14 protein-coding genes and 1 tRNA gene are annotated in these 17,850 nt (G+C 55.0%); 4 read left to right on the top strand and 11 right to left on the bottom strand.

Annotated elements, in window-relative coordinates; genetic code table 11:
• Window positions 1-558: 558 nt before the first annotated feature.
• Complete coding sequence (codB, locus tag E1H13_RS11215) at window positions 559-1,848, top strand: cytosine permease (protein ID WP_169613499.1); 1,290 nt, start codon at window positions 559-561, stop codon at window positions 1,846-1,848.
• Window positions 1,849-1,981: 133 nt separating this feature from the next.
• On the opposite strand, the gene E1H13_RS11210 is transcribed toward codB, so the two are convergent.
• The 5 genes from E1H13_RS11210 to E1H13_RS11190 all read right to left on the bottom strand — a co-directional run bounded on the left by E1H13_RS11210 (window position 1,982) and on the right by E1H13_RS11190 (window position 5,353).
• Complete coding sequence (locus tag E1H13_RS11210) at window positions 1,982-2,707, bottom strand: response regulator transcription factor (RefSeq protein ID WP_169613498.1); 726 nt, start codon at window positions 2,705-2,707, stop codon at window positions 1,982-1,984.
• 605 nt (window positions 2,708-3,312) lie between these two features.
• A tRNA-Asn gene (locus tag E1H13_RS11205) sits at window positions 3,313-3,384 on the bottom strand.
• A 197-nt stretch (window positions 3,385-3,581) separates the two neighbouring features.
• Window positions 3,582-4,127, bottom strand: coding sequence for an NYN domain-containing protein (locus E1H13_RS11200; protein WP_169613497.1), 546 nt, complete (start codon window positions 4,125-4,127; stop codon window positions 3,582-3,584).
• A gap of 227 nt (window positions 4,128-4,354) precedes the next feature.
• The gene (locus tag E1H13_RS11195; protein WP_169613496.1) at window positions 4,355-5,050 is read right to left on the bottom strand and encodes an energy-coupling factor ABC transporter ATP-binding protein; all 696 of its coding nucleotides are present in this window, start codon (window positions 5,048-5,050) and stop codon (window positions 4,355-4,357) included.
• A gap of 27 nt (window positions 5,051-5,077) precedes the next feature.
• A complete protein-coding gene (locus tag E1H13_RS11190) occupies window positions 5,078-5,353 on the bottom strand; it encodes a hypothetical protein (RefSeq protein WP_169613495.1) in 276 nt (91 codons plus the stop codon).
• A gap of 151 nt (window positions 5,354-5,504) precedes the next feature.
• On the opposite strand from E1H13_RS11190, the gene bchH reads away from it, so the two are divergent.
• Window positions 5,505-9,374, top strand: coding sequence for a magnesium chelatase subunit H (bchH, locus tag E1H13_RS11185; protein WP_169613494.1), 3,870 nt, complete (start codon window positions 5,505-5,507; stop codon window positions 9,372-9,374).
• A gap of 337 nt (window positions 9,375-9,711) precedes the next feature.
• Here bchH and E1H13_RS11180 read toward each other — a convergent pair whose 3' ends face one another.
• Both E1H13_RS11180 and E1H13_RS11175 read right to left on the bottom strand, forming a co-directional pair.
• A complete protein-coding gene (locus tag E1H13_RS11180) occupies window positions 9,712-10,668 on the bottom strand; it encodes an NAD(P)H-binding protein (protein ID WP_169613493.1) in 957 nt (318 codons plus the stop codon).
• A gap of 78 nt (window positions 10,669-10,746) precedes the next feature.
• On the bottom strand, window positions 10,747-10,851 hold the full coding sequence (locus E1H13_RS11175) for a PetM family cytochrome b6-f complex subunit 7 (protein WP_169613492.1): 105 nt from the start codon (window positions 10,849-10,851) through the stop codon (window positions 10,747-10,749).
• Window positions 10,852-10,952: 101 nt separating this feature from the next.
• Here E1H13_RS11175 and pdxA point away from each other — a divergent pair, with 101 nt between their 5' ends.
• Entirely contained in the window at window positions 10,953-12,113 is a 1,161-nt protein-coding gene (gene pdxA, locus E1H13_RS11170) for a 4-hydroxythreonine-4-phosphate dehydrogenase PdxA (protein WP_169613491.1), read from the top strand.
• Window positions 12,114-12,670: 557 nt separating this feature from the next.
• A complete protein-coding gene (locus tag E1H13_RS11165; RefSeq protein ID WP_169613490.1) occupies window positions 12,671-12,892 on the top strand; it encodes a DUF4327 family protein in 222 nt (73 codons plus the stop codon).
• Between the two features lie 212 nt (window positions 12,893-13,104).
• On the opposite strand, the gene E1H13_RS11160 is transcribed toward E1H13_RS11165, so the two are convergent.
• The 4 genes from E1H13_RS11160 to E1H13_RS11145 all read right to left on the bottom strand — a co-directional run bounded on the left by E1H13_RS11160 (window position 13,105) and on the right by E1H13_RS11145 (window position 17,677).
• Entirely contained in the window at window positions 13,105-13,998 is an 894-nt protein-coding gene (locus E1H13_RS11160; protein WP_169613489.1) for a DUF72 domain-containing protein, read from the bottom strand.
• 143 nt (window positions 13,999-14,141) lie between these two features.
• Complete coding sequence (locus E1H13_RS11155) at window positions 14,142-15,209, bottom strand: MBL fold metallo-hydrolase (RefSeq protein WP_169613505.1); 1,068 nt, start codon at window positions 15,207-15,209, stop codon at window positions 14,142-14,144.
• 130 nt (window positions 15,210-15,339) lie between these two features.
• Window positions 15,340-16,632: a Ycf66 family protein gene (locus E1H13_RS26850; protein ID WP_206070339.1), complete on the bottom strand. Its 1,293-nt coding sequence runs from the start codon at window positions 16,630-16,632 to the stop codon at window positions 15,340-15,342.
• 73 nt (window positions 16,633-16,705) lie between these two features.
• Window positions 16,706-17,677: an anti-sigma factor antagonist gene (locus E1H13_RS11145; RefSeq protein ID WP_278002508.1), complete on the bottom strand. Its 972-nt coding sequence runs from the start codon at window positions 17,675-17,677 to the stop codon at window positions 16,706-16,708.
• Between the last annotated feature and the right edge of the window lie 173 nt (window positions 17,678-17,850).

The raw sequence follows: 17,850 nt of genomic DNA, 5'->3' as shown, positions 1-17,850 counted from the left end.
CGATCGCGCTTTAGCCAGTCGTCAAGGACGTCGAACCATCCTCGCTGGGCTTGCGCGCGTCCCATTGCTATGGTCATACGCGAGTCTCCCTAACTATCTAACAACAGAATATATACACGGAAGATGATGGCGCTAGCTCTAACCCGTCACCAGAGACCTAACACACTGTCAAGCCTACTGATTACGAATTATGAGTAGTGTTTACTATTCTTTACCGTAATCATCATTATAGGGGGTCTTTTTAAGTATCCCCACCTGAAACCCAAATCATCTTTAGGTTTCAGCGTTTTTGGTAAGCATTTTTACTTATTTATTACGGAGGAAATCAGGATCGCTAGGCAGACGTCTAAGCGGCATCTGTCTCGTCCCACAGGACCTACCCTGTTCCAGGATAAAATACAGCCCTAAGTCTCGCTGGGCGGGGCTTAGGGCAAATAGCCAATCCCGTGGTCCAGGCTACTGTGCTGAGTCAAGTTGGTTTGTACAATGGCCTCTACTCAAAGGTAGAAATCTCCTTAGCGGAGCATCACCAACTTTTTATCTACGGAGCATTTGGCCATGACTATCGTTCCAGAATCCCCTCCAACAAGCCAAAATCTAGGCCATGAGGATTATCCGCTCAGTCCAGTGCCGATTGCTAGCCGGAAATCATTAATTTCTCTCGCACCGATTTTAATTGGCTTTACGCTCTATTCTGGCACCCTGTTCGCCGGGGGCTTGATTGGGCCATCGTTTCAGTTTTGGCCAAATTTGGTCGCGTTAATTGTGATTGGCAACTTGATCTTGGGCCTTTATGCCGCCCTGCTGGGTTTTATTGCGGCTGAAACCGGACTAACCACAGTTTTAATGGCTCGCTTTAGCTTTGGGGAGGTGGGCTCTCGTTGGGTGGACTTTATCCTGGGGTTTACCCAGGTGGGCTGGTATGCCTGGGGGTCGGCATTAATGGCAAACCTGCTGAATACCTTAGTGGGTATGCCTGAGTCGTGGAACTGGCTGGTCATTTTGGTGTTTACCTATGGCTTTTGCATAACCGCCTACCTGGGCTACAAAGCTATGGACTGGCTGAGCCGCATCGCCGTGCCTGCCATGGTGCTGCTGATGGGCCTCAGTTTAACCATTGCCACTGGGGATATGGGGGGCTGGGCTGGGCTACAAGCCGCATCCATTGACGATCCGCTGCCATTGGGGGCTGCAATCACCATTATTGTAGGAACGTTTATTTCAGGAGGGACCCAGGCCACCAATTGGAGCCGATTTGCCAAAAACGGCCGTCAGGGCTTCATTGCGACTCTGTTGGCTTTCTTTTTGGGCAATGGATTTTTGATTTTTAGTGGGGCTTTTTCAGCCAAGGTATATGGTAACCCTGACATTGTGCAGGTGATGGCCCAGCAGGGACTGCTGGTGTTGGGCTTAGTTTTGTTTTTCCTAAATATGTGGACCACCCAAGACAACACCATCTATGCGTTCTCAATCGCTGGATCCAACATGTTTCGTAGCCAAAAGCGCACCTGGTTTGTGTTGGGGGGTGCCACCTTTGCCCTAGTACTGGCCTGGGGCGGAATTTACGAAATGCTGGTGGACTATCTGATCTTGCTAGGTACGTTCATCCCACCGATTGGCGGCATTATTATGGCGGATTATTGGCTGCACCGGCGAGGCCAATTTCCCAGCCTGGACACTCCACAGCCTATCTTTAATTGGGCTGGAATTACGGCCTATCTAGTGGCCTCTGCGGTCGCCTACTTCACTGGGCAGGCGGGCTTGGGCATTGTTCCCATCAATGGGGTGGTGTCTGCCCTGGTGTTGTATGGGCTGCTCTCCAAGGTCATCCCCCAAGCTCGTGCTTGATTCAGTAAGGCCAGGGGGGATGAGGATCTCCCCAGATCCCAAGAACCAGGGCATTGCTCCTACTGGAGTGCCAGTGCAACGTAACAGTTCCCCCTATGGATCTGACGGCAAGGTCAGCTGGCACTGATACCCATCAGCTGGTTGGGCTAGACTCTGTCCCGACGGGCAACTCTAGGCAATAACCGGCCCCATACACTGTTTTGATGAATTTAGGATGCCTGGGGTCGGGCTCTAGTTTGGTGCGCAGGTGCCGTACGTGCACGCGAATGGTCTCAATGTCGTCATTGGGCTCGTAGCCCCATACTTCTTGCAGGATCTGACTAGGGGAGACGGTCTGACCGTGTCGCTGCAGCAGACAGTGCAGCAGCTCAAATTCTAGGTGGGTGAGTTTGACGGTCTGATCAAACCAGATGGCTTCGTAGCGCTCAGGAATTAACGTTAGCGGACCATAGTTAAGAATTTCGCTATGCTTGGCCGCTTGAGGAATACGATCAGTACGGCGCAGCAGTGCCCTGACTCGGGCCAGCATTTCGTCTAATTCGAAGGGTTTAGTCAAATAGTCATCGGCCCCAGCGTTGAAGCCGTCGACTTTATCTTGGGTCTGCCCCAAAGCAGTCAGCATTAAGACTGGAATATCGGCTGTGCGGCGATCGCGTCTCAGCCGCTGACACACCGTTAGCCCGTCGACCTTAGGCAACATCAGGTCGAGCATAATTAAATCTGGCATCAGTTGAACAGCGAGTGCCTGGCCCTTAACGCCATCCCCAGCTTGATTTACATCGTAGCCAGCCATTTCTAAGTTTACAGAAACCAGTTCTGCAATGGCTGGATCATCATCAATGACGAGTATACGCGGCATTACCAACTCAGTTTGACGACCTGAATAACCCTACTACAGCGCTGATAGCCCGCCACTGAACCGCCGGAGATGCCCTGAAGTCAGCGCACAAGCATACGAGCTATGAGTAGCCTAGCATCCTTATGTGAAGGGTAATGTCGGAATAATACAATTCCTGAATAAATTATAAAGAAAACGTCTGGGGTCGCTGCGCGAACAGGGCAGGCTTTATCCTGCTGCCTTTTGCTATAGGCGGTGGTTAGGGTAGCCGGCAGCTATCCACTAACCGCTCTGGGGTAAGGCTACTGTGTACACATAAGTCCCAGAACCTTTGTCGCCAGGGCTTTTCCTACCCTGCGGGAAGAGCAAGCTCTACATCCCCCAACCCACGACGGGAGAAGGGGAGCCGGAAAGCCTGGTCTGGCCTTCCCCACTCTTCGAGAAGCAAGCTACGCCCATTTTTGGGAGAGAGGGACTGTTGGCATAGCCTGCCCAGAGGGCTCGGGGATGAGAGCCGAGCTGTGTATACACAGTAGGTGGGTTAAAGGAGAAACTGCCTTGGCAGGCCCAAGGATGACGTGTAAGGCGAGTACCTTGACTGATAAGTTCACCTTTTTAATCTAAAACTCCCCAGGTAGGATTCGAACCTACGACCAATCGGTTAACAGCCGACCGCTCTACCGCTGAGCTACTGAGGATTAAGCGCGAAATCTATAGTAGCGACAAGTATGTCGTCTTGACAACCCTTTTGGCGTATTCCAGCGATTATTTTCTTTGGGCCATTGGCTAGACCCACCATTGCGCCTGAGTTCAGCCTCTAGACTATGGGCATGTTTTAGATGGAATAGGCTTAGGGAGCCGTTGCAGCTAACGTTTCTGCCATGGAATTTCTCGGCTAGCGCAAACCAAACCGTAGCTTGATCAGTTTGGCCCGGGCTTCTTCGTCTAACCCGCCCATGATAGAGCGATTAGCCACTTTGGTTTTGCGATAGGATTGCCGCTGCCCCTGGGCTGTGGTCAGGCGAATATCACCCTCTAGCTGTCGAGCAGACATCCACTCTGCCCCATAACCGACTACGGTCAACTGCTGGGCCCGATCTGAGGTAGCCACAATAATGCGATGGTTACGGGCGGATCGCTGCCTAAACTGCGAGCAAATTCTCTCGATATAACTATCGGCCGTCTGGCCAAAGGCGGTGTAGCATACCGAGAGATTTTGAGTAATGACATCCCGGGAACTAGGCGATCGCACCCCATGGGCATCAAACACTAGGTAGGTATCTAACCCTTTGCGCGCGCTGTAGTTCGCCAGAATTTCAATCAATTCTTGCCGAGCGGCGTCAAACCCGTGGCGTTGCTTAGTTTGTAGTAGGGTAGGCCAGGCTCCCACCATGTTGTAGCCATCCACTAGCAAGCGAGCAATGTATTTGGGATCTTCCATGACGGCATAGGGTCAGATTAATGATGGACGGCTGTAACAATACGAAATAATCTATTTGATTAATCTTACCGAGAATGCCCAAATCATGCTGAAAGTTTCGAGCCCTTGTCTAAGCCAGTCTTTTATGGCGTGAGTCGGCCAACCATTCCTGATACCTAGCACCTGATACCTGACACCTAGAACCCAACATCCTCAAGGCAAGGTGGTCGCATTGCTACCCGCCAATACTAAGCAGCATGGTTCCCCTGCAGCAGGTGTTTCAGTCGTTCAGGATCCCCTTCGTCGCTGACCCGGCCATCTCTCAGCAAAAAAGCGCGATCGCAGTAGTTGAGTTCTACCAATCGATGGGTCACCCACAGGGCGGTTAGGCCCCGTTCTTTGACCAAATCGCGGACCCGCTTCACCAGGTCAATCTGGCTGTCGGGGTCCAACAGGGCGGTGGGCTCATCCAGCAGTAGTACATGGCAATGACGGGCGATCGCTCCCGCGATCGCTACCCGCTGTTTTTGGCCACCGCTCAGGGCATAGATCGGTCGTCGCTTCAGGGCTAGTAAGTTAATGGCCGCCAGGGCATCATCCACCCGGTTGCGGATGTCTGCCAAGGGTAAGTGTTCATCCACCAGACCAAAAGCCACATCAGCCCCTACCGTGGGCATCACCAACTGATGATCGGGGTTTTGGAACACAAACCCCACGGGCTTCTCAATAAACCAACTGCCAGCCTGGGGCTGCAACAGCCCCCCTAGAATTTTCAGTAAGGTTGATTTGCCACTACCGTTATCGCCTAACAGCATGCAAAATTCACCAGGCTGCACCGTTAAGGAACAGCCCTGTAAAACCGGTTGTCCAGAGGGCCATTGAAACTGCAAGTCAGTTACCCTGATAGCGTCAGGATTAGTAGCAGCTACAGGGTTATCTGGCACAGGGTTAATCTCTCTGCGATGGATCACTTATTGATCGCCACTGAGGGCAAAGAAACCGGGGGGGCGACCAGAGGCCGTGGCCGTACCACTCTTTTCAAAAATCTGTACCGCCGCAATTTCACTACCCAAGACGCTAATGCGCTTGTGGGGTTGCTGGTCACAGGTGAGCTCAAGCAGTTGACCACTGTTGCTACTTAACGCCTGGGTAATCGAACCGTAAAGGGTTTCCGCGTCATCTTTTTCCTTTTTCTGAACCGAAAGGGGGACCGCTGTGTGCTTCAATGTCAGCTCAATCGTGAACATACTTGACTATTACTCATTAGGGATTAAGGATGCAGACAACTTACCTCAAATGACTGATCCATACCTAAAGTTTAGTGTAGAAGCTCACCAAACTGGCTGCATCACTGTCTGTGTAAGATCAAAGTAACACTGCAACCTCCAGGGGCAGGCTATGAAACGCATTGTTTTGATCGCTGGGTTTGAGTCGTTTAATGCCGACCTTTATCGCCAGGCGGCCCAGCAGGCCCAGGTCCGTTGCCCTGAGCTAGACATTCACGTCTTTAGCGATCGCGATGTGGCCACCCACCCCGAGCAGGTGGCAGCGGCGTTAGCCGGGGCTGATGTCGCCTTTTGCAGCTTGATCTTTGACTATGACCAGGTGCTGTGGCTGCGCGATCGCCTGCAGACCATCCCCATTCGTCTGGTGTTTGAGTCAGCCCTAGAGCTGATGAGCCTCACCCGCCTAGGCAAATTTGTGATTGGGGATCAGCCCAAGGGCATGCCCAAGCCGGTCAAGTTCATTCTCAGTAAGTTCAGTAGTGGGCGGGAAGAAGACAAGCTGGCCGGTTATTTGAGCTTTCTAAAAACCGGCCCCAAGCTGCTGAAGTATGTCCCGGTCAAAAAGGTGCAGGACCTGCGCCACTGGCTGATCATCTACGGCTACTGGAATGCTGGGGGCAGCGAGAATGTGGCCGCCTTGTTCTGGTTTCTAGCCGAAACCTACCTGGGGCTGACGGTGGGGGAGATTCCACCGCCGGTGGAAACCCCCAACATGGGTCTACTACATCCCGACCACACTGGCTACATTGAGTCTCCTCAGCAGTACCTTGGTTGGTACCGCCAAACCTATCCCCACACCCAGGACTGGCCGGTGGTGGGCCTGTTACTGTACCGCAAGCATGTGATCACCCAACAACCCTACATTCCCCAGCTCATTCGCCAGTTTGAGCAGGCCCAGTTGGTGCCCCTGCCAATCTTCATCAACGGGGTGGAAGGCCACGTAGCGGTGCGAGACTGGATGACCAGCGCCTACGAAACGGCCCAGCGGCAGCAGGATAACCGGGAAACCCTCTCCCTGTCGCCAGCGGCGGTGGCGGTGGATGCGATTGTTTCTACCATTGGCTTTCCCCTGGTGGGTGGCCCAGCGGGCTCCATGGAGGCGGGGCGACAGGTGGAAGTGGCGAAACGCATCCTCAGCGCCAAAAATGTGCCCTACCTGGTGGCAGCACCGCTGCTAATTCAGGATATTCATTCCTGGACCCGCCAGGGCATTGGTGGCTTGCAGAGTGTGGTGCTCTACGCCCTACCGGAACTGGATGGGGCAATTGACCCGGTGCCCCTGGGGGGCCTAGTGGGGGATAAGATTTATCTGGTACCGGAGCGGGTGCAGCGGCTTACCGGACGGTTACGGCGCTGGATTGCCCTGCGGCAAACGCCCCCGGCAGACCGCAAAATTGCTGTGATTCTCTATGGCTTTCCCCCCGGTTATGGGGCCACGGGAACGGCAGCGCTGCTAAATGTACCTAAATCCCTACTCGCTTTTTTACAGGCCCTAAAGGAACAGGGGTATACCGTAGGCGAGCTGCCAGGGGATGGTGAGACCCTAATCAAATGGGTCAAGGCGGCCGATGAGGCGATTCCTGGGGTTCAGATGCCTGGGACAACTCAGGAACCCAGCCATGTTGTCGGGAATCTGGAGACCCCAACACCCACCACAGTGTCGGTGCGACAGTTGGAAAAATGGTTGTCGTATGTTCAGCGCGATCGCATGGTCCGCCAGTGGGGCGATCTGGAAAAAGCGGACCTGAAAACCTTTGATCAGCAGTTTTTGTTGGGGGGAGTACAGCTTGGTAATGTCTGGCTTGGGGTACAACCTCCCCTGGGGATTGCGGGCGACCCAATGCGGCTGATGTTTGAGCGCGACCTCACCCCCCATCCCCAGTACGCCGCCTTTTACCAGTGGCTGCAAAAGGAACTACAGGCGGATGTGGTGGTGCACTTTGGTATGCACGGCACTGTGGAGTGGCTGCCTGGCTCGCCCCTGGGCAACACTGGCTACTCTTGGCCTGACATTCTGCTGGGGGATCTACCTCACCTCTATGTCTATGCCGCCAACAACCCCTCCGAGTCGATGCTAGCCAAACGACGAGGCTATGGAGTGCTGATTTCCCACAACGTGCCCCCCTATGGTCGGGCCGGGCTGTACAAAGAACTGATGAGCCTGCGGGAGTTGATCAGCGAATACCGGGAAGACCCAGCCAAAAATGCCGCCCTCAAAGAGGCCATTGTTAAAAAGCTGTTTGATGCTGGTCTGGATGCCGATTGTCCTTTCCCCGAGGCCCGCAAGCTGAGCATGGACTTTACCCCCGAAACCGTCAATTTATTTAGCACAAAGGTCTTCAACCAATATTTGGTCACTCTCTACGACTACCTACAAGTGCTAGAAAACCGGCTGTTCTCCAGCGGTCTGCATGTTTTGGGTCACCCTCCCAATGCTGAAGATCTATATAGCTACCTCAGTGCCTACTTCGGCGACAGCTTAAAGCCCGAACTTTTACAGGCCATAGCCCACTTCTCCCTTCAAAGTCACTCAGGCCAAACCACTCTCCCACTCCCCCACTCTCCCACTCTCCCACTCTCCCACTCCCCTGCAGACCTCCGCCAACACCACTACCGCCAGGTCACCGACCCCGACACCGTGGCCCACCTGGACAGCCAAATTCAGCAAGCCCTGGACATTGCCCACCGTCTGGGCCAAACCACCGACGAGCTCACCAACCTGCTGCGGGGCCTAAATGGCGAATACATTCCCCCCGCCCCGGGAGGGGATCTGCTGCGGGATGGGCCGGGGGTATTGCCCACAGGACGCAATATTCATGCCTTAGATCCCTACCGGATGCCGTCGCCAGGAGCCTACGAGCGGGGCAAAACCATTGCCGCAAAAATTCTGGCCCAGCACCTTCGGGACCAGGGTACCTATCCAGAAACGGTGGCGGTGATGCTGTGGGGCCTGGATGCGATCAAGACCCGGGGGGAGTCCATCGCCATTGTGTTGGCGTTGGTGGGGGCTGAGCCGGTGAAGGAAGGCACGGGCCGGATTGTCCGCTATGAACTACGGCCCCTGACGGAGGTGGGGCACCCTCGCATTGATGTACTGGGCAATCTGTCAGGGATTTTCCGCGACAGCTTTATCAATATTATTGAGCTGCTGGATGACCTGTTCCAGCGGGCCGCGGCGGCAGAGGAGCCGGAGGCTCAAAACTTTATTCGCAAACATGCCCTGGCCCTGCAAGCTCAGGGGGTGGACAATGCCACTGCCCGCCTGTTTTCTAACCCAGCGGGGGATTTTGGTTCCCTGGTGAATGACCAGGTGACCGATGGCACCTGGGAATCGGGGAACGAGTTGGGGAATACCTGGCGCGATCGCAATACCTTCAGCTATGGTCGCCAGGACAAGGGGCAGGCTCGGCCAGAAATCCTGCAAACCCTACTCCAGAGCACCGATCAGGTGGTGCAACAGATTGACTCGGTGGAATACGGCCTCACCGACATTCAGGAGTACTACGCCAACACTGGCGGGCTAAAACGGGCCGCCGAAATGCAGCGGGGCCGCAAGGTGACCGCTAGCTTTGTGGAAAGTTTTTCTAAGGACACCACCCCCCGCCAACTCGATGACCTGCTGCGGATGGAGTATCGCACCAAGCTGCTGAACCCCAAATGGGCCAAGGCCATGGCTGACCAGGGCTCCGGCGGGGCTTACGAAATTTCTCAGCGGATGACGGCCTTAATCGGTTGGGGCGGTACCACCAACTTCAAAGAGGGTTGGGTCTATGACCAAGCCGCCGACACCTATGCCCTGGATGCCGCCATGGCCGAAAAGCTTCGCCAGGCCAACCCCGAAGCCTTTCGCAATGTGGTGGGTCGCCTACTGGAAGCCCATGGGCGCGGCTTTTGGCAACCCAACCAGGACAAGTTAGAGCAGTTGCGCCAGCAGTATGACCTCACGGATGAGATATTAGAGGGGGTGAAGACGGAAGTCTAGTATGCCTGACAAAAATATGACCACCGCTGCTGAGGGTGTCAGATGTCGGGTATCAGGTATCCTGGGCTGACTTATGCCTTCAAGTAGTAGTAGTGGACTGTCAAAGCTAAAAATTAGGGTAAGCGCTTTGCAAAAGCCTTTTATCTTCAGGGAGGTTGCTTCAACATATCAGGACTTACAATCCCCTCCCACGGAGGGGTGCCCGGAGGGCGGGGTGGGTCTTTTTGGGCTTACTTGACCCACCCCTACCCCTCCAAAGGAGGGGATTTCGGACCTTGATACCACCAAATCTCTACATCTGCTAACCCTAAATTCAAGGCTTGACGCTGCACTAGCCTTAAAACGGTAGCTTTTTCTTGCTGGCTTTTTCGCGATCGTAGTCCAGCTCCTTCAGCTTCTTCATAATCCGGCTGAAGTATTCCTGCATATAATCTTCCAATGTGGTGATGTCTTCCTGGGGAATACCAAACACCTGGTACACCTCATCCATGGGAGCGTCCAGGGCTTGGCTACCGGCCACCACTTCCACAAACGCTAGGCGATCGGCAAAGTTCCAACCCCATTGAAAGAACTGAGCCACCTTACGAATGGTCCGTAGCAAACCCAAGGAAATGCGTGACACCTTGGCCGTTTGACCACACTTGCGCTCGCACAGGCGAATAATTTCGTAGGCCCCCCAGGCTCGGGTGCCCGCCAGGGGAAAGCTGCGCCCCACTGTTTCGGGCAATTCCAGCGCCTTAACGGCAAATTTAGCGATGTCTTGGGTGTCCATGTAGGCGATCGGGGCCGCTTCGCCCATCACCCAGATGGATTGCTTTTCTAGGATGGGAATGGCGTATTGGCCAATTAACCCCTGTAGAAAGCCGCAGGGTTGCAAAATCGTATAGTCGAGATCAGATTCTGCTAAGAACTTTTCGGTGCAGCGCTTCACATCCATTAGGGGGACGTGGGGGAATTTCTCGGCATTCAGAATTGAAACAAACACATACCGCTTGATACCAGCCGATTGAATAGCCTTGATCAAGTTAACCTTGCCACGCCAGTCCACATCCATGACAGACTCCGAGGGACGGGCGGTGGCCGCATCAATCACCGCATCAACCCCCTCCAAAGCTGACAGCAATGACTCTGGTCGACAGAGATTCCCTCGTACCAGCTCAACCCCCCATTCCCGCAAGAAACCAGCCCGCTGAGCACTACGGACAAGACAGCGAACATCGTGCCCCTCATCCAAAGCACGGCGGGCAATTTGTCTTCCTAAGGTGCCAGTGGCACCAATAACGAGTACTTTCATGAGGGGATTGATACAAAAGTTAACTTATTCCTCTAAGGATATCAGATGACTCCCCCGGAATTGAGCACGGGACTAAATCTACTCTTCGCCCCCCTGGACCCGTAGCATCAAAAAGCCCAGGCCCAAGCCCACCAGGGTTAAGGTAAACAGCAGAATTGCGGTGTTAAAAATTTCGCCACCCATGGTCTCTCCTCCAGCAGCACTATAGTGATTAAGGTCAGGGGCTGTGACTGCCCCTAGCCGCCCTCATTTTAGACCAGTTTGGTAATCCACCTAACCCGACCATGACCGCATCTCAGCCAGTTCCCAGGGCAACCGCTAACAGCCAATCTCCTAAGCCTCCTCGCCCCCGCCTGGCGATTCCCATTGGGGATCCAGCAGGCATTGGTCCAGAGGTGGTGCTGAAGGCCTTAGCGGCTCGAGACTGGAGCGCGATCGCGACTATCACCCTAGTCGGTACAGCCGCCTACCTGCATCAAAGCCAAGCGGTCCTGGGGTCGGCGAAGAGCCTTACCCTTCCAGATACCATTGAACTCATGGAGGTGCCCCCTCCCCGCCCCCTGGCCGACATTTCCTTTGGCCAGGAGAGTGCTGCCACTGGGGCCGCTAGCTTTGCCTACGTGCAGGCCGCGATTCAACACACCATGGCCGGGCGCTTCGATGCCATTGTCACGGCCCCCATTGCCAAATCCGCCTGGAAAGCGGCTGGCCACCATTACCCTGGGCAGACCGAGCTCCTGGCAGAGGGTGCCAACTGCGATCGCTTTGCCATGGCCTTTGTAGCCCAGTCGCCCCATACCGGCTGGCCTCTGCGTACCCTGCTGGCCACCACCCACATTCCCCTGGCCCAGGTATCCCAAGCCCTGACGCCCCAGGGGCTGACCCAAAAACTAGAGATTTTGATTCAGAGTTTGCACCAGGACTTTGGCTTGCCTCAGCCCAAAATTGCCGTGGCAGGTCTTAACCCCCACAGTGGGGAAGGAGGGCAGCTCGGTCAGGAAGAACAAGCCTGGCTGATTCCCTGGCTGGCTGAACAGCGGCGGCGCTACCCCCAGGTGCAGCTTGATGGCCCAGTACCGCCAGATACCCTATGGGTTCGCCCTGGCCAGGCCTGGTTTGGTACCGACCCCACCGCGATCGCCCAGGCCCACGACGCCTACCTGGCGCTCTACCACGACCAGGGGCTGATTCCAGTCAAACTGATGGCCTTTGACCGGGCTGTGAACACCACCCTGGGGCTCCCCTTTGTGCGCACCTCCCCCGATCACGGGACCGCCTTTGATATCGCTGGGCGGGGGATCGCTGATCCCAGCAGTATGGAGGCCGCGATCGCGTTGGCGGTGGAGTTGGCATTGATGCGGGGGAAGGTGGGGGTGGTGGGGTGGTGGGGTGATGGGGAAGGTGAGGGTGATGGGGAAGGTGGGGTGATGGGGAAGGTGGGGTGATGGGGAAGGTGGGGTGATGGGGTGTAGACGCGGAGCGGCTTCCCGCAGGGTTGGGGTGATGGGGTGATGGGGTGTAGACGCGGAGCGACTTCCCGCAGGGTTGGGGTGATGGGGTATAGACGCGGATCGACTTCCCGTTCGGCGGTGCCGTTCTCGAAGAGTAGGGTTGGGGTAATGGCGTAGGGGCGGACCGATGTGTCCGCCCTGGCAGGGAATGGGTAACGGAAGTACTCGTAGGGTGCATTCGCGGCCAGGGTCTAGGTATTGGCGGTCAACCTGAGGCTGCAATGCACCGCTTTTTGTGAGGAAATCCATGGGCCTGGTGGGAATAGGGGGCCGCAATGTTACAGGTGTGTTACGAGTTCAGAAGTGCCCTAGGGAAAAATTACAGCATTTGTTAATGGCATACCCCAAAAATTAAGGCGAGAATAAACCAGAGCTGACTAGCCAAATCCTAAAAACTATCAGTAAACTAGGATACGGAATCTAAAGATTCTTGTCTGGCTTATTTGACTTTTTGGCTTCGTGTAGCTCCTTCGTCATTACAGGGTTTAGGTATGCTTCAGTCCCTTCACTACTCAATTGATGTCATTCGTGATGAAGCCCGGCAGCTGGTTCAGCATGGGGTGGTCAGCCGTCAGCAACCCATTTATACGCTGTGTCGCCATATTCCAGCTCGGGAATGGGCGCTGGTTGAGGCAGAATTAGAGGCTTCAGGCTTTTTGCTACGCGATCGCGTTGGCGACCTGATGGGGCGTGAAGATTGGGAAAACGACTAGGGTAGACAGGCCCAAGTCAGCAGACAGAGGGATGAAGGGCTTTGCCCAAACATATGGCCTACTGGGCTTGGTTTAGCGCTCTGCGGCGAAAGTAACTTTGCTATGCTCCAAAGGCGTAACTCCTGGGATACCGAAAATCCCTTGTCTGCCGTTTGCCTGCTGCTTTGCACGGGCTGCGTCCTATTTACGTCTGCCTTCCGACGCTAGCCGGATCAAAACAAGCTGAGCTGGGCTGAGGACGATACGTCCTCAGCCCCTTGCTGTTCAACCCCATCCCACAGCAGGTCAGGGATATCAGTGCCAGCCTGTTGTAAGTGGTGGTAGACCTCGCGGGCGATCGCGGGGGATTGAGCCTCTTGGGGACAGTGGGCGAAGAAATAGACATCAGTTCCCTGGTGCAACCATTGGTGCAGCCTGGGCACCCAGTCCTGGACGTAGGGTTGATTGACCGCCGGGGTTGGATGGCTGATGTAGCGAACAATCGTAAAGGGGGCCGTAACCACAGGTTGCAGGGGCACCTGGGGCTTTTTTCGCTCAGAGCCTATCTGGGGATCCTCACACGCGGTATCGATCCCGTCATAAATGGGGCGCGTATCCAAGAGCACCCGCCCTACCCCCATGGCCGCTAGCATTTGGTTTAGGCGGAGGCCATAGGGATCCTGAAACCAGTCCAGGTGGCGCACCTCCACAGCGATGGGCTGCTGCTGTCGGGGCCACTGGGCCAAGAACTCTTGCAGGTCAGTGAAGTTTTCAGGGCTATAGGTGGGGGGTAGCTGTAGAAACATTGGCCCCAGGCGATCCCCCAGGGGGGCAAGGGTGTGAATAAACTGGTGGGCCGACTTGATATGGGGCACCAGCTTCCCTTGGTGGGAAAACAGCCGTGGCAATTTGGGGCAAAACCGAAACCCCGATGGCATGATGCTGGCCCAGCGATCGATGGTTTTGGCGTCAGGCAGCGAGTAAAAGGTGGTGTTGCCTTCGACCGTGGTCATGCGATCGCAATACAACCTTAAAAAATCCGCCGCTTTACTGCCCTGGGGATAAAAATCCCCTACCCAGTCCTTAAAGGCCCAAACAGCACACCCCGTAAAATATGCCCCTGCCATCCTGGTCTCTCAGCGTATCGACTCTGCTATCCTGCCATAGATGGCCGGTAGCAATAGCAACCCCTGGTCAGTACCCTGGCCCGACACCTATCACCTATCACCTGTCACCATAAAGACAGCCGTCTCCCTGGCAGCATTAGCGGTTATTGACGCACAACCGGTAGCTTTGCCTGATGCCAACTCAACATGCCCCCGCGCAAGCTAGCCGCTTCTTTGCGCCCCTGCTTTTTCAAAATTACCGTCGCCTGGGCCGATCGTCGTCCCGACTTGCACACGGTCACCACCGGCTGGTCAGTAGGAATTTCACTCACCCGATCGTCCAGTTCAGGCAAGGGTAGCCATTGGGCATCGTCAATGTGGCCTAGGTCGCCATTAAATTCATCGACGCCGCGCACATCCACCACATGCAGCCGATCGAGATGTTCAGCCACCCACTGGGGATCAATTTCTTTTACCCCGGCATAGGTCAGACGTACCGGGCCCCAATCAGCAATCACGGGCATCTTGCCATCTTCCGGACGACCACAAACACAATTAGCTGGAATCGCAATGTCGATTTTTTTCGGGTGGGGCAACCCCAGGTTTTCCATGTAGCCGACAAAGTCATTTTCGTCGGCCTGACCACCAATGCGGGGGTTATAGGCCTTCTCTTCTCGCACGCTGGAAGCGGTCCGGCCGCTGTAGTCGTGGGCTGGCCAGATTACGCAATCGTCGGGCAGGCTAAAGATTTGCTCGGTAATCGAGCGATACATGATGTGGGCATTACCCTGCTGAAAGTCGCAGCGGCCTGCCCCCCGAATCAGGAGACAGTCGCCGGTAAAGGCCATGGTTTGATCATCGAGCACGTAGGTAATGCAGCCGTCCGTATGGCCTGGAGTTGCCCGCACTTCTAGGGCGCGATCGCCGAATTTGATCACATCCCCATGATCCAGCAAGTAGTCAGCCCCGCTGACCATATCGCCATAGCGACCCGAAATACCGATTTTAGAGCCGACGGCTTGCTGCATCAGCCAAGCCCCAGTGACATGGTCAGCGTGACAGTGGGTATCCAAAGTAGCGAGTAAGGTCAGATCCAACTCTTCAATCAAAGCGCGATCGCGCTGATGCTGCTCAAACACTGGGTCAATTAACACCGCTTCTTTGCTGACGGGGTCTGCCAATAAGTAGGTGTAGGTGGAGGAATCAGCATCAAAAAGCTGCCGAAAAATCAAGGGCTTATCCACAGCGCCAGGCTCCTATTGAGGTAACAAGGGTAACAATCATCCCATTCACTATATAACTAAATAGTAAAGCTATCAACATTGATAGCCAGGCGGCGGCAAGCAGTTATGACCAGCGCTCCTACTCGGGCCAGTTGCTGTCTTCCTCGCCCCCAGAATCGATGGGATCAGGGGATGTGTGGCGATTGCGATCGGGCGACTCATCTGGGGAAGCAGGGACAGACGGTTCAGACGGTTCAGACGGTTCAGACGGTTCGGGGGAGGCTACAGGGCGATCGAGCTCACGTTCCACTGGGTCAATTGCTTCAGAAGCAGTTGACTCTGGACCGGTTTTGTCTGGGGCAGTTTTGCCTGGGGATACTTCCTGAGGGGTTATGTCTTCAGGAGTTGTATCTTCAGGAGTTAGGTCTTCAGGAGTTAGGTCTTCAGGGGCTGTATCTTCGGGGGTTAGGTCCTGGGGATCAGACCGATCCACCTGTTCAGCGGGTGGATCAGTTGAGCTAACGGCATCCTGGGTGCTATCGACGGCGGCGGTATCAATAATGGCGATCGCAGCATCCATCGGTGTCTCAACCGCATCCCCCTTCTCTTGGCGATAGCCCGAGCCAGGGGCATCTTTCTCTGTTTGGGAAGAACCACCCGACTTAGTCAAAGACGAGGGGCGAGGAGGAATGTCGATCACCGGTTTTTTGGGCTTGGGCGATCTAGCTGACTGCACCACCTCTGCCAACCAACCGACAATCACCCGCCCCTTGGTCCACCAGCCTTGGGGTTTGCCAACAGGATTGCTGGCTGGCTGAGGGGATAGCGGCTCAGCCTTCGGGGTAGGAGAGGACGGGCGAGCAGGACTGGGGGCAGGGGGGCGATCGCCATTTCTAAGCTGACTGGCTGGAGTAACTACGGTCTGTCCGGCAGCCATTACCTGGGTTGATGGTGCCCTCAGGTCCACTGGCTCTATATCGTCTACGAACTCGTAACCAATATCTTTCAGGGTAGAAGCGCGCAGTTCTCCAGGCTGAAGGGGAAACCGCTGATCCCTAGACTTGGGATCAGGCAGCCATCGCCCCAGAGGGGTAGCCTGCAACCAACCCAGCAGGACCTGACGACTGCGATGCCAAAAAGCAGGCCAGGTCTCTTCAGTCAGAGGAGTTTGGAACGCTACTGGCGTCCGCTTACGGCGTAGGGTCAAGGTTTGCCAGCCCAGCCAGCTCAGGAGAGCAACGCTGGCCAGATGACCCAAAAATTCTGTAAACGAAATTTGGACGGCACAGACCCAGAGTACTAAAGCGTAGAACAGGCCAACGCCACTCCAAAAAAAATCATGCCGCCGATGAATTTCTGGAAAGAAGAAGGCCGCCAAATACAGCCCCCCACTGCCCAACCCAATCACCACCGCCAAAACTTGAGCCAGCATGGCCTCTAGTCACCTACAGATCAATACCTTTACTGTATCGCGGTAGTCGGTTTCTAGAGGCCGACAGAGAGGCTTAAGAGGCTCCAGCCTGTTTTGAAAAGAGCACCAGCACAGTTTTAACAATTAGCTGCATGTCATACATCAGGCTCCAGTTTTTCTGATAAGCCAAATCGAGCCGAATCACGTCCTCAAACTTTTTCACCGTCGAGCGTCCATTCACCTGCCACTCCCCCGTCATCCCTGGCTTCACGTCTAAGCGTTGCCACTCGGGCACCTTGTACTGCTCAATTTCATCGGGAGTGGGGGGGCGAGTACCCACCAAACTCATCTCGCCTTTGAGGACATTCCAAAACTGGGGCAGCTCATCCAAACTCGTCCGACGGAGCAACCGCCCCACTTTGGTAATGCGGGGGTCATTTTCGTTTTTGAACAATGGCCCTTCCACTTGATTTTCCACCTGGGCTTTTAGAATCTCGGCGTTGGTGACCATGGAACGGAATTTCCAGATGTAAAACCGCTTGCCCATCCAAGAGCACCGCTCTTGCTTGAATAGGATCGGGCCACCATCTTCCAGCTTAATCGCCAAAACAATCGGAATGGATAGAACGCTGGTAATCGTTAAACCCACCAGGGCGCCTACAATATCGAGGCACCGCTTGCCCTTTGAGGTCACTGAAGGGTGGGTGGTCAACCCAACAAAGCGCATCTCGGACTGACTCGGGGCTACTGGCGAGCCTGCTGGAGTAGGCTCAAAGACAAACAGCTGATCTAAGCTAGTGAGCTCAAATACCATCCGGACCTGCTCCTGGACTCCCCGCAGCACCATGGCAATGCCTCGGCTTTGGCAAGCCCGGTAGCCAATAACGAGGGACCCTAGGCCACTACTATCAATGAAGTTGGTTTGGCTCAGGTCAATGATTAACGTCTCAGGAGCAGGCTGGGCCTGACACTTTTGCTGCACCACTTGCTCAAATTCCACCGCTTCTACAACGGTCAACGTAGACGGCACAGGCACGACGCAGTTAGCCGCTGAGGGTTCCTCCATGGACTGAGTCGACAACGTTTGGGAGTCCTGATCGGGAGCTATGGGTGACACCATGCCAGTAGTCCTCAGGTGAATAGTGCAACGGGTGGATCGTGCAGAGGCGATATCCACTCTTGCCAAACTATAGGGGGTATCACCTAGGGTTCTCTGTAGTTATCCCTCAGCTTCAAGGA

The sequence above is a fragment of the Nodosilinea sp. P-1105 genome (assembly GCF_012911975.1).
Taxonomy (GTDB): Bacteria; Cyanobacteriota; Cyanobacteriia; order Phormidesmidales; family Phormidesmidaceae; genus Nodosilinea.
Note: the sequence above shows the minus strand (reverse complement) of the source record. Positions and strands in the feature narration are given on the sequence as shown.

What these genes read in the sequence shown, in the direction of transcription:
- codB (WP_169613499.1), top strand. Translation starts at nt 559, where the DNA reads ATGACTATCGTTCCAGAATCCCCTCCAACAAGCCAAAATCTAGGCCAT.
- E1H13_RS11210 (WP_169613498.1), bottom strand. Translation starts at nt 2,707, where the DNA reads ATGCCGCGTATACTCGTCATTGATGATGATCCAGCCATTGCAGAACTG.
- E1H13_RS11200 (WP_169613497.1), bottom strand. Translation starts at nt 4,127, where the DNA reads ATGGAAGATCCCAAATACATTGCTCGCTTGCTAGTGGATGGCTACAAC.
- E1H13_RS11190 (WP_169613495.1), bottom strand. Translation starts at nt 5,353, where the DNA reads ATGTTCACGATTGAGCTGACATTGAAGCACACAGCGGTCCCCCTTTCG.
- bchH (WP_169613494.1), top strand. Translation starts at nt 5,505, where the DNA reads ATGAAACGCATTGTTTTGATCGCTGGGTTTGAGTCGTTTAATGCCGAC.
- E1H13_RS11180 (WP_169613493.1), bottom strand. Translation starts at nt 10,668, where the DNA reads ATGAAAGTACTCGTTATTGGTGCCACTGGCACCTTAGGAAGACAAATT.
- E1H13_RS11175 (WP_169613492.1), bottom strand. Translation starts at nt 10,851, where the DNA reads ATGGGTGGCGAAATTTTTAACACCGCAATTCTGCTGTTTACCTTAACC.
- pdxA (WP_169613491.1), top strand. Translation starts at nt 10,953, where the DNA reads ATGACCGCATCTCAGCCAGTTCCCAGGGCAACCGCTAACAGCCAATCT.
- E1H13_RS11165 (WP_169613490.1), top strand. Translation starts at nt 12,671, where the DNA reads ATGCTTCAGTCCCTTCACTACTCAATTGATGTCATTCGTGATGAAGCC.
- E1H13_RS11160 (WP_169613489.1), bottom strand. Translation starts at nt 13,998, where the DNA reads ATGGCAGGGGCATATTTTACGGGGTGTGCTGTTTGGGCCTTTAAGGAC.
- E1H13_RS26850 (WP_206070339.1), bottom strand. Translation starts at nt 16,632, where the DNA reads ATGCTGGCTCAAGTTTTGGCGGTGGTGATTGGGTTGGGCAGTGGGGGG.
- E1H13_RS11145 (WP_278002508.1), bottom strand. Translation starts at nt 17,677, where the DNA reads ATGGAGGAACCCTCAGCGGCTAACTGCGTCGTGCCTGTGCCGTCTACG.